8 protein-coding genes are annotated in these 12,270 nt (G+C 68.1%); 7 read left to right on the forward strand and 1 reads right to left on the reverse strand.

Annotated elements, in window-relative coordinates; genetic code table 11:
* The first annotated feature begins 256 nt into the window (after nt 1-256).
* The 7 genes from O0K41_RS20775 to O0K41_RS20805 all read left to right on the forward strand — a co-directional run bounded on the left by O0K41_RS20775 (nt 257) and on the right by O0K41_RS20805 (nt 10,524).
* The gene (locus tag O0K41_RS20775; protein ID WP_032966971.1) at nt 257-688 is read left to right on the forward strand and encodes a DUF2946 domain-containing protein; all 432 of its coding nucleotides are present in this window, start codon (nt 257-259) and stop codon (nt 686-688) included.
* Nucleotides 689-759: 71 nt separating this feature from the next.
* Complete coding sequence (locus O0K41_RS20780; RefSeq protein WP_164223326.1) at nt 760-2,823, forward strand: TonB-dependent copper receptor; 2,064 nt, start codon at nt 760-762, stop codon at nt 2,821-2,823.
* 274 nt (nt 2,824-3,097) lie between these two features.
* Nucleotides 3,098-4,204 (forward strand): efflux RND transporter periplasmic adaptor subunit, encoded by a 1,107-nt coding sequence (locus O0K41_RS20785; RefSeq protein WP_049448774.1) that lies wholly within the window; start codon nt 3,098-3,100, stop codon nt 4,202-4,204.
* Complete coding sequence (locus tag O0K41_RS20790) at nt 4,201-7,326, forward strand: efflux RND transporter permease subunit (RefSeq protein ID WP_049448776.1); 3,126 nt, start codon at nt 4,201-4,203, stop codon at nt 7,324-7,326. Before O0K41_RS20785 ends, O0K41_RS20790 begins: the two co-directional genes overlap by 4 nt.
* Nucleotides 7,319-7,915 (forward strand): GNAT family protein, encoded by a 597-nt coding sequence (locus O0K41_RS20795; protein ID WP_164223323.1) that lies wholly within the window; start codon nt 7,319-7,321, stop codon nt 7,913-7,915. Before O0K41_RS20790 ends, O0K41_RS20795 begins: the two co-directional genes overlap by 8 nt.
* 262 nt (nt 7,916-8,177) lie before the next feature.
* Nucleotides 8,178-9,698 (forward strand): alanine/glycine:cation symporter family protein, encoded by a 1,521-nt coding sequence (locus tag O0K41_RS20800; RefSeq protein ID WP_012481117.1) that lies wholly within the window; start codon nt 8,178-8,180, stop codon nt 9,696-9,698.
* Nucleotides 9,691-10,524 carry a TrmH family RNA methyltransferase gene (locus tag O0K41_RS20805; protein WP_049448781.1) on the forward strand — a complete coding sequence of 278 codons (834 nt, stop codon included), beginning with the start codon at nt 9,691-9,693 and terminating at the stop codon, nt 10,522-10,524. Before O0K41_RS20800 ends, O0K41_RS20805 begins: the two co-directional genes overlap by 8 nt.
* A gap of 161 nt (nt 10,525-10,685) precedes the next feature.
* Here the strand turns inward: O0K41_RS20805 and O0K41_RS20810 are convergent, their stop codons facing one another.
* Complete coding sequence (locus O0K41_RS20810; RefSeq protein ID WP_005410820.1) at nt 10,686-12,107, reverse strand: M28 family peptidase; 1,422 nt, start codon at nt 12,105-12,107, stop codon at nt 10,686-10,688.
* Between the last annotated feature and the right edge of the window lie 163 nt (nt 12,108-12,270).

Here is a 12,270-nt window from a genome sequence, read left to right on the forward strand (position 1 = left end):
CGAAGCACTGCTTCGCAAGCGCCCGAACGCACAGCCGCCAGCGGCTGGGCCGGACCGCGGAGCGGGGTTTACGGCGTCTCCCGCAACCGGACCCACCCCGCCTACCCACAGGAAGCCCGCTTTTGCTTCGGCTGTTGCTGTTGCTGTTGCTGTTGCTCCAGCTCGCAGCGGGTGCAGGGCGCAGCCCTGCCGATAACCTCCCTCCTGCGACGGTTCGTCGCACGGGTAACCCAGGACCCGCCTCTACACTAGCGGGGTGACCCGCCTGTCCCGCCCGCAGCGTCTTCTGCTCCAGCTCGCCGTCCTGGCGACGCTGCTGATGGTGCTTGCGCCGCTGGTCAGCCGCGCGCTGCAGGCGCCGCCGATGGACCACACTGCAATGGCGGGCATGGACCACGCCGCCATGGGCCATGACATGCACGACATGGCCATGGCCGGGCACGATCAGCACGGCGCCGCGCCGGCAGCGCCCCGCCCCGCGGCCGATCCCCACGCCATGCATGGCGAAGCCTGCGAATACTGTGTACTGGCCATGCGCCTGCTGCCATGGCTGGCGGTGCTGGTGCTGCTGTTGCCGCTGCTGTGGCGGCCGCGCCTGGTGTTCCCGTGGTCGCAACAGGTGCTGCCCGCACCGCACTGGCCCGCACATGCCGCACGTGGGCCACCGCGCGTCTCCATCGTCCGCTGATATCCCCGTGAATCTGCCGCACGACGCCTGACCGGGCGCCGTGCGCGCGTGCGTACCTTGGAGCTGTTCCGATGAAAATGACTTCCCGCCCCGCGGGCGCCTGCGCGCGCCTGCCGGTTGCCCTTGGCCTGGCCGTGGCCACGTCACTGGCCTACGCTGCGCCTGCCGAAGAGGCGCGTACCCTCGATACGATGGTGGTCACCGCCGCCGCACCGTCCTCGCCGCTGCACTGGGTGACCGACCCACGCCTGCCGCGGCAGCCGGTGCCGGCCAGTGATGGTGCCGATTACCTGAAAACCGTTCCCGGATTCTCTGCCATCCGCAATGGCGGCACCAACGGCGACCCGGTGCTGCGCGGCATGTTCGGTTCGCGCCTGAACATCCTCAGCAACGACGGCAACCTGATCGGTGCCTGCCCGTCGCGCATGGACAATCCGCTGTCCTACATCGCGCCGGAAAGCTTCGACCGGTTGACCATCATCAAGGGCCCGCAGAGCGTGCGCTGGGGCGCAGGTGCCTCGGCCGGTACCGTGCGCTTCGAGCGCGACACGCCGCGCTTCGATGAACCCGGCCTGCGTGCCGATGCCAGCGCGTTGGTCGGCTCGCGCAACCGCAACGACCAGGTGCTGGACCTGACCCTGGGCAATCCGACCGGCTATGTGCGCGCCAGCGGCAACCGGTCCGAGGCCGATGACTACAAGGACGGCCACGGTGATGTGGTGCCGTCGAAGTGGCGCAAGTGGAACGGTGACGTGGCCATCGGCTGGACGCCGGATGCCGACACGCTGCTGGAGATTTCCGTCGGTGCCGGCGATGCCATTGCGCGCTACGCCGGGCGCGGCATGGACGGTGCTGCGTTCGAACGCACCAGCTATGCCGCGCGCTTCGAGAAGCGCAACCTGCCCGGTGCGTGGGATACGTTGCAGGCCAACGTGTACTACAACGAAGCCGACCATGTGATGGACAACTACACGCTGCGCACGCCGAACCCGCACAGCATGATGCCGATGCCGATGGCCTCGAACGTGGACCGCCGTACCCAGGGCGGCCGGGTCAGTTCCGAGTGGCACTGGCAGGACGTGCAACTGGTGGCGGGTGTGGACGGCGAAGACAGCCGCCATCGTGGCCGCATGGGCATGGGCCGCAACACCTACCGCCAGGCCGCCTGGGAGACCGATGCCAAGTTCCGCCGCTACGGCGTGTTCACCGAGTTGACCCTCGGCGCCGGCACCGATCAGCGCTGGATCAGTGGCCTGCGCATCGACCGCGCCAGCGTCCGCGATGAGCGGCAATCGATCCGCGGAATGATGGGGAACAGGCCCAATCCGACTGCGGGCCAGCGCCGCAAGGAATGGCTCGGCAGCGGTTTCCTGCGTTACGAGCAGGACCTGGCCGACGGCCTGACCTGGTACGCCGGGCTCGGCCACAGTGAACGCATGCCCGACTACTGGGAGCTGTTCTCGCCCAACCATGGCCCGGCCGGCGCAGTGAACGCGTTCACCGGCGTGCAGCCCGAACGCACCACCCAGCTCGACGTCGGCCTGCAGTACAAGGGACCGCGCGTGCAGACGTGGGTTTCGGCGTACGCCGGGCAGATCCAGGACTACATCCTGTTCACGTACCACGGCAGCGGCATGATGGGCATGAGCCAGGCCCGCAATGTCGACGCGCGCATCGCCGGTGCCGAGGCGGGACTGGAAGTGAGCCTGGCCGGGCAGTGGAAGCTGGGCGGCACGCTGGCCTATGCCTGGGGCGAGAACCGCGACCAGCAGCGTCCGCTGCCGCAGATGCCACCACTGGAAGCACGCCTGAGCGCGAACTGGGAAGGCCAGCGCTGGAGTGCCGGGGCACTGCTGCGTGCGGTGACCCACCAGCACCGCGTGGCCGAGGGCCAGGGCAACGTGGTCGCACAGGACCTCGGGCCGAGTGCAGGTTTCGCCACGTTCGCGCTCAACGCCGCGTACCGTTTCAGTTCGCAGCTGCAGCTCAGCGCGGGCGTCGACAACCTGTTCGACCGCGCCTACAGCGAGCACCTGAACCTGGCCGGCAGTGCCGACTTCGGCTTCCCGGCCGACCCGGTGCGCATCAACGAGCCCGGGCGCAGCCTGTGGATGAAGGTGAACTACCGGTACTGATCCGCCGGGTGAAAAAAAACCGGGGCCGGATCCCCGCCAGGATCCGTCCCCGCCCGACGCCCTCTGTCGGGCAGCTTCGACTCTACGATGGCAACGCCCGTGGTGCACGGCTGGATACAACCCGACACACGCCGACACCGCCAAGGGCAGCCTTGCACGGAACGGGTTCAAGGCGCTATCACGGCTTCGGTTCCACGATGGTAAACGCTTGGCACATACCGCTTTTGCGGGGCCTTGCCTACACTCGGCGGCCGTGGATCAATCAGGACCATTCATGTTGGCTCGTATCGCTTCGACCCTGGCCCTTGGCCTCAGCCTGGCCGTGTTGGCCGGGTGCGCAGGCAAACAGGAGGCCGCCGCGCGTCGGCAGGGCGAAGCAGTGCCGGTCACGGCGCAGGTGGTGCAGCCCATGCAGTGGAACGACACCCTGCAGGCGCTGGGCACGGCCAAGGCGCGCGAGTCGATCAGCGTCACCGCCAAGGTCAGCGAAATCGTCGAGAAGGTGCATTTCGAAAGCGGCCAGCACATCGCCGCCGGCGCACCGATCGTGACGCTGCGCGGGCAGGCCCAGGAAGCGGCGCTGGTGCAGGCGCAGGCCACCTTCCACGAGGCCGACCAGTTGTACAAGCGCCAGCGCGAGCTGGCCTCCCAGCGGCTGGTGTCCAGCGCCACGCTGGATACGCAGAAGTCGATCCGTGATGCCGCCGAGGCGCGCGTGATGCAGATGCAGGCCGACATCGGTGATCGCCGTGTACGCGCACCTTTCGCCGGCGTGCTCGGCATCCGCCAGGTCAGCCCGGGCTCGCTGGTGACTCCGACCACGGTCATCGCCACGCTCGACGACATCGAGCACATGCACATCGATTTCCAGGTGCCGGAAGTGGAACTGGCCGCACTGGGCGTCGGTGACAAGGTCAGCGCCACCAGCGTGGCGTGGCCGGGCCGCACCTTCGAGGGCGTGGTCAGTACCATCGACGCACGCATCGACCCGGCGACCCGTGCGGTGACCGTGCGGGGCGATTTCGCCAACAGCGACCACGCGCTGCGCCCGGGCATGCTGCTGGACGTGCGCCTGTTCCGCCCCGAGCGCCCGGCGCTGGTGGTGCCGGAAATCGCCGTGGTGCAGGTGGGCCGCGACACGTTCGTGTACCGCATCAAGAGCGACGACAGCGTTGAGCGCGTGGACGTGGTGACCGGTGCGCGCCGTGCCGGCGTGGTTGAGATCAAGCAGGGCCTGGAAGCCGGCCAGCGCATCGTGGTCGATGGCACCGGCAAGCTGCGCCCGGGCCTGAAGGTCGCGGCCAAGGATGCGGCCCCGGCCAGCGGTGCCAAGCCGGCGGATGCACCGGCGCCGGTCGCGGCCGAGGGCCACGGCGGATGAAGCTGTCCGACATCTCCATCCAGCGGCCGGTGTTCGCCGTGGTGATGAGCCTGTTGCTGCTGGTGCTGGGCGTGATGTCCTTCACCCGCCTGACCCTGCGCGAACTGCCCGCCATCGATCCGCCGATCGTGTCGGTGTCGGTGGACTACACCGGCGCCTCGGCGGCGGTCATCGAAAGCCGCATCACCCAGGTGCTGGAAGATGCGCTGGCCGGCATCGAAGGCATCGATACGATCAATGCGCGCAGCACCAACGGCCGCTCGCAGGTCAGCATCGAGTTCACCTCCAACCGCGATATCGAAGCGGCGGCCAATGACGTGCGCGATGCGGTCAGCCGCGTCGCCGACCGCATGCCCGAAGAAGCGCGTCCGCCGGAAATCGCCAAGGTCGAGAGCGATGCCGACCCGATCATCTGGTTCAACATGGTGTCCTCGACCATGGACACGCTGGAGCTGAGCGACTACGCCGACCGCTACGTGGTCGATCGTTTCTCCAGCCTCGATGGCGTGGCCCAGGTCCGCATCGGTGGCCGCCAGCGCTATGCGATGCGCATCTGGCTGGACCGTGACCAGCTGGCCGCGCGCGGGCTGACCACTGGCGATGTGGAAACCGCACTGCGCAACGAGAACGTGGAATTGCCGGCCGGCCGCATCGAGTCGACCGACCGTGACTTCACCCTGCGCGTGGAGCGCAACTACATCAAGCCGGAAGACTTTGCGACCATCCCGCTGGGCAAGGGCCGCGACGGTTACGTGGTGCGCATGGGCGACGTGGCGAAGATTGAACTGGCTTCGGCCGAGCGTCGCGCGTACTACCGCAGCAACGGCGAGCCGGGCATCGGCCTGGGCATCGTCAAGACCTCCACTGCCAACTCGCTGGACGTGGCGCGTACCGCGCGCGCTGAAGCCGAGCGGGTTGCGCTGACCCTGCCCAAGGGCACGCAGATCTTCGTCGCCTTCGACAACACCACCTTCATCGAAGCGGCGGTGGACCGCGTCTATGCCACGCTGGTGGAAGCGATGATCCTGGTGCTGGCGGTGATCTGGCTGTTCCTCGGCAGTTTCCGCGCCGCGTTGATCCCGGCGGTGACGGTGCCGGTCTGCCTGGTCGCGGCGTTCATCGCGCTGTATGCGTTCGATTTCTCGATCAACCTGCTGACCCTGCTGGCCCTGGTGCTGTGCATCGGCCTGGTGGTGGACGATGCGATCGTGGTGGTGGAAAACGTGCAGCGCCGCATCGACCTGGGCGAGCCCCCGCTGGTGGCCTCCAAGCGCGGTACCACGCAGGTCGCCTTCGCGGTGATCGCCACCACCGCCGTGCTGGTGGCGGTGTTCCTGCCGGTCGGTTTCCTGGAAGGCAATACCGGCCGCCTGTTCCGCGAACTGGCGGTGGCGCTGGCGGCAGCGGTTGCGTTGTCCGCGTTCGTGGCGCTGACGCTGACGCCGATGATGGCCTCCAAACTGCTCAAGCCGCACACCGGGCAGGCACCGCGCGGCCTGCATGGCTTCGTCAACCGCAACCTGGAGCGCCTGGCCTCCGGCTATGGTCGCGTGCTCGACCATCACGTGGACCGCACCTGGATCTACCTGCTGGTGATGGTGGCCGCGCTGGCCGCCAGCTGGGGCCTGCTGAAACTGCTGCCGTCGGAGCTGGCGCCGGCCGAAGACCGCGGTTCGTTCCAGATCATGATCGACGGCCCGGAAGGCGCCGGCTACGACTACACCGTGCAGCAGGTACAGCAGGTGGAAGCGCTGCTGGCCCCTCACGTCGGCCCGGACAAGCCGATCGTGCGTGCCAACCCCCGCGTGCCCGGCGGCTTCGGTGCCAGCGAGGAAATGCACACCGGCCGCGTCAGCATCTTCCTGCAGCCGTGGCGCCAGCGCAGCGAGGCCACGCCGGACGTGGCCAACGCACTGCAGAAGGAACTGGACACCATCCGCGGCGTGCGCGTGCGTACGCAGGTGGGCGGCGGGCTGGTGCGCAGTGGCGGCCAGCCATTCCAGATCGTGCTGGGCGGCCCGGAATACGCCGAGATCGCGCAGTGGCGTGACCGCATCCTGCTGCGCATGGCCGACAATCCGGGCCTGGTCGGCCCGGATTCGGACTACAAGGAAACCCGGCCGCAGATGCGGGTGAACATCGACCGCCAGCGTGCGGCGGATCTCGGCGTGCCGGTCACCGCGATCGGTTCGGCACTGGAAACCATGATGGGCTCGCGCCGCGTCACCACCTTCGTCGACAACGGCGAAGAGTACGACGTGCTGGTGCAGGCCGGTCGCGATGGCCGTGCCAGCCCGGCCGACCTGGCCGCGATCCGTGTGCGTGCCACCTCCGGCGAACTGGTGCCGCTGTCCAACCTGGTCACGCTCAGTGAAGTGGCCGAGGCGGGCACGCTGAACCGCTTCAACCGCCTGCGCTCGATCACCATCACCGCCGGCCTGGCACCGGGCTATCCGCTGGGCGAGGCCATCGCCTGGGCGCAGAACGTGGCCCGCGAGGAACTGCCGCAGTACGCGCAGGTGAACTGGAAGGGCGAATCGCGCGAGTACCAGAGTGCGGGTGGCGCGGTGCTGCTGACCTTCGCCATGGCCCTGCTGGTGGTTTACCTGGTGCTGGCCGCGCAGTTCGAGAGCTTCATCCACCCGCTCACCATCATGCTGACCGTGCCGCTGGGCGTGCTCGGTGCCTTGGTCGGGTTATGGGTGAGCGGCGGTACGGTGAACCTGTTCAGTCAGATCGGCATCGTCATGCTGGTCGGCCTGGCAGCGAAGAACGGCATCCTCATCGTCGAATTCGCCAACCAGCTGCGCGACGACGGAAGAACCGTGCGCGAGGCGATCATCGAATCGGCGATGGTGCGCCTGCGCCCGATCCTGATGACCTCGATCGCCACCGTGGTCGGCGCGATTCCGCTGGTGGTGGCCGGTGGCCCCGGCTCGGCCAGCCGTGGCACGATCGGCATCGTGATCATCTTCGGCGTGACTCTTTCGACGTTCCTGTCGCTGTTCGTGGTGCCGGCGTTCTACGCGCGGCTGGCCCCGTACACCCGCTCGCCGGAAGCGGTGAAGCGCGAGCTGGAGAAGCAGGAAGCCGAATCGCCCTCGGTGGGCGGGCATGCCTGACCGGCCTGCCGGCGGGGTCGGACCAGGGGTCGGATCCCTTTCCGGAACGGAAAGGGCTCTGACCCCGCCACTACAGGGAGAAGGTTTCCGCCTGCGCCCCTGGCGCCCGGATGATCTGGAATCCCTGCTGCGCCACGCCAACGACGCCGAGGTATCGCGGGGCCTGCGTGATCGCTTTCCGTACCCGTACACGCGCGAGGATGGCGAGGCCTTCCTCGCCGGCCGCGTGCTGGCCTCCGGAACCCTGAACCTGGCCATCGAGATCGACGGCCAGGCCTGCGGCAGCGTCGGTGCCCAGCAGGGCGTGGCCGAGCGTGGGCATACCGCCGAACTGGGTTACTGGCTCGGCCAGGCCTACTGGGGGCAGGGCGTGATGACCCGCGTGGTTGGCCTGTTCGCACCGTGGGTGATGGACGAACTACGCCTGTTCAGGCTGCAGGCTAGCGTGGTCGACTTCAACCTCGGCTCGGCCCGGGTGCTGGAGAAGAACGGCTTTCAGGAAGAGGGCGTGGAGCGCTGTGCGGTCTACAAGCGCGGCGTCCTGCACGACCTGCGCCGCTTCGCCCGGGTGCGCACCCAGCTGCCCTGAGCAGCCGGGGAAGGGGAGGGGTAGAGTCGACTGTCAGTCGACTATCGCGCGCAGCGCGGGCTCTTCTGCGACCGGGGCCAACGGCAGTCGACCAACAGTCGACTCTACCGGGCATCATGGCGTCAGCGCAGCCATCCCACCCACCCATCCCGCAGCCCCCATTGATCCGGCGCTACCGCAGCGGCCTTCGATCAGGGAGAATCGACCGGTCCCTTCCAGCCGACGGGACGTCCTTACAACCCGCCGACTGGAGAGAGCGCGCGTGGAAGCAACCGTACATTTCATCAACAGCATCATCTGGAGCAAGGCACTGATCTTCGTGTGCCTGGGCGCCGGCCTGTTCTTCAGCCTGCGCACGCGCTTCATGCAGATCCGCGGCTTCCTCGAGATGTGCCGCCTCACCGTCAAGGGTGAGAAATCCGACGCCGGCGTGTCCTCGTTCCAGGCCCTGGCCATGTCGATGGCCGGCCGCATGGGCATCGGCAACATCGCCGGCGTGGCCACCGCCATCGCCTTCGGCGGCCCCGGTGCGATCTTCTGGATGTGGGTGATGGGCTTCCTCGGCGCGTCCACGTCGTACGTGGAATGCACCCTGGCGCAGATCTACAAGACCAAGGACGCTGAAGGCCGCTACCGCGGTGGCCCGGCCTACTACATCGAAAAGGCCATGGGCCTGAAGTGGTACGCGCTGGCCTTCGCCATCGCCACGATCATCGCCGCCGGCTTCCTGATGCCGGGCGTGCAGGCCAACGCGATCGCCGACAGCATCATCAACGCCTGCCGCGGTACTGCCCTGTGCGGTCCGCTCGATGGCCAGGCCTTCGGCATGGAGTCGGTGCAGGCGCTGAAGCTGGGCATCGGCATCGTGGTCGCGCTGCTGCTGGGCGTGGTGATCTTCGGCGGCGTCAAGCGCATCGCCAACTTCGCCGAAGTGGTGGTGCCGTTCATGGCCGCCGGCTTCATCCTGATGGCCATCATCATCATGATCATCAACTACGACCGCGTGCCGGAGATGTTCAACATCATCTTCAGCAGCGCCTTCGGCACCCACGCCGCGTTCGGCGCGATGATGGGCCTGGCAGTGGAGTGGGGCATCAAGCGCGGTATCTACGCCAACGAAGCCGGCCAGGGTTCGGGCCCGCATGCAGCGGCCGCCTCGGAAGTCTCGCACCCGGCCAAGCAGGGCTACGTGCAGGCCTTCGCCATCTACTTCGACACCATGATGGTGTGCACCGCCACCGCGTTCCTGATCCTGGCCAGCGGCACCTACAACGTCTACTCGCCCGCAGGTGCCGGCGCCCCGCCGATCTTCCAGGGCCTGGCCGGCATTCCGGAAGGCGCGGGCTATGCCCAGGCCGGTGTGGAAGCCGTGCTGCCGGGCTGGGGTTCGGCGTTCGTGTCCATCGCCATCTTCTTCTTCGCCTTCACCACCATCATGGCGTACTACTACATGGCCGAGACCAACCTCAGCTATGTGAACCACAACAGGAAGCGCCCGCTGACCGTGCTGGTGCTGCGCCTGGGCATCATCGGCATGGTGGTGTTCGGCGCGTTCCATAATGCGACCCTGGCCTGGGCGCTGGGTGACATCGGCGTCGGCCTGATGGCCTGGCTGAACATCATTGCCATCCTCATCATCCAGAAGCCGGCCATGCTCGCCCTGCGTGATTACGAACGACAGAAGAAGCTCGGCCTCGATCCAATCTTCGACCCCGATGCCCTGGGCATCAAGAACGCCGATTTCTGGCGTCAACGCAAGCTGGAGTTGTCCCGTAGTGAATGATCCCTGGAAGAATGCCCGCCGCCCGTCGTCGCGACCGCCGCGGGCCACCCCGCTGCCACCGCGTGAGGGCGGCACCCCGCCGCCGCCGGGGCGCGGCAACGACGAACTGCGCCTGTATGGCTGGAACGCCGTACAGGCGCTGTTCGCCAAGCGCCCGCAGGCGCTGCGCAAGCTGTACCTGGTGGACGCGCTGATTCCGCGCATGCAGCCGGTGCTGAAGTGGTGCGTGGCCAACCGCGTGGGCTATCGCGTGGTGGAGGAAGGCGATCTCAACAAGCTGGCTGCCACGACCCATCACGAGGGCCTGGTGGCCGACGTGCTGCGTGCGCCGGTCGTGCCGCTGGCGCAGTGGCTGGCCGATCTGGAGCAGGGCCCGGTGCTGGCGTTGTGGCTGGATGGTGTCGGCAACCCGCACAACTTCGGCGCGATCCTGCGCTCGGCCGCGCATTTCGGCGTCAAGGCGCTGCTGCTGCCGGCCGGCAGCACGCTGGCGCTGTCCGGTGCTGCCGCACGCGTGGCCGAAGGCGGGGCGGAGTCGGTGCCGCTGGTGCAGTTGCCGGAGACTGCAGAGGCGATGGCGCAGCTGCGCAGTGCCGGCTTCGGGCTGGCGGCGACCCTCGTTGAGGGTGGCGACGACGTGTTCCGTGCGTCGCTGCCGGAGCGGCTGGTGTACGTGATGGGCGCCGAAGGCGAGGGCATGGACCGCGGCCTGGCCAGCGAATGCGACATGCGGGTCTCGATTCCCGGCAGTGGCGCGGTGGAGAGCCTGAACGTGGCCTCGGCCACGGCCGTGCTGCTGGCGCAGTGGGCCAGTCGACGCGGGTGATCCCGTATCCGGGGTCGCATGATCGGGGTCGGATCCCTCGCCGCAGGCGAGGGCTCTGACCCTGCCGGGTTCCTGATTCAGGACCCGCCTTGGTGGGTGCGAACCTTGGTTCGCACCGCGCTTCCAGTTGCGCTCGCCGGGCATGGCCCGGCACCACCGCATCACTCGTTCGGAGGCGTGGTCGCCTTGGCTTCGCTGCCGAAACTGCCATCGGCTTCCGCCGCCAGGTACGCGAACACCGTATACGCGGCCACGTTCTGCGCCAGCGCCTTCGGGTCGATCTTGTCCAGGGTGTCGTCGGCGGTGTGGTGCAGGTGGAAGTAGTCCGAGCCGTCCTGCGCCAGCCACGCCCACGCACCGCCCTTGGCGGCCAGCGGGCCGACGTCCGGGCCCGGGCCACCCTTGTCGGCCTGGTACTCGATGCCCAGCGGCTTCATCACTTCGGCAATCTGCTTCGTCGCTTCACGTGAGCCTTCCGGATTCGGTGAACCGGTATTGAAGGCGTAGATGCGGCCTGCGCCGAAGTCGCTCTCGGCGGCCAGCTGATGCAGGGCCACGTCCTTGGCGTGTGCCTCGGCATAGGCCTTGCCGCCGTAGAGGCCCTGTTCCTCGTTGGCGAAGGCGATCACGCGGATGGTGCGCTTCGGTGCCTGCTTCAGCAGGCCGATCAGGTGGCCGGCGGCCATCGTGATGCCCACGCCCGCGCCGTCATCCACGGCGCCGGTGCCCAGGTCCCACGAATCCAGGTGACCACCGATCACCACCACTTCCTTCGGCAGGCTGCGGCCGGTGATCTCGCCGATCACGTTGTACGAGGTCGCCGTACCATCCCAGCCACAGTCCAGTGCCACCTTCACCGTGGTGCTGCCACGGGCCAGCAGGCGCGCCAGCTGGTCGGCATCGGGCACCGACAGTGCCGCCGACGGCACCGGGGTCAGGCCATCATCGAAACGGGTGATGCCGGTGTGCGGCACGCGGTGGGAGTCGGTACCGGCCGAGCGCATCAGGAAGCCCACCGCGCCCTTGCGGATCGCTTCTGACGGTCCCTTGCTGCGGATTGCACCGCCGCGGCCGTAGTCGCGGCCATCGCGGAACGGCAGCATCTGGTAATCGACGAAGGCGATCTTGCCCTTCAGCGAACCGGCCGGTGCCGCCTGCAGGGCGGCCAGATCGGCGAAGCGCACCACCTCCGCTTCCACCGTGCCGCCCGGGCTGCCGCCCAGCGCAGTGATCTGCAGCGGCTGCGGGTTCCTGCCGGTCACGGCAGCGTGTTCACTGCGCCGCTCCCATTTCGGGAAGGTCACCGGTTCCTTCCACACCTTGTCGAAGCCCAGTGCCTTGAACTTGGCTTCGGCCCAGGCCACGGCGCGGGCGTCGGCCTCGCTGCCGGCGATGCGCGGGCCGATTTCGGTGGTGAGCGATTCGACCACCTTCCAGCCGGTGTCATCGGCCAGCGCCTGGTCACGCAGCTGTGCGGCGGTGGCCAGCGACGCCGGGGGCAGGGTGGTGGTATGCGGCGCCGCGAAGGCCGGGGCGGCCAGCAGGGCGAGGGAGGATGCGATGGCAAGGACGCGGCGACGCATGGACAACTCCGGGAAGGGACCTAAGCCTTGGAGCTTAACAGTCGTTCAGCCCGGCGCATGGGCGGGAGGTCATGGCTGGCGCGAACGCTGTTTTCCGCCATGTCCGGCAAAGCGAAAGCCCCGCCGGAGCGGGGCTTTCGCGCAGCTGCGGTAGTTGGGGGGG

It is taken from the genome of Stenotrophomonas sp. Sm2128, assembly GCF_030985535.1.
Classification (GTDB): Bacteria; Pseudomonadota; Gammaproteobacteria; order Xanthomonadales; family Xanthomonadaceae; genus Stenotrophomonas; species Stenotrophomonas maltophilia.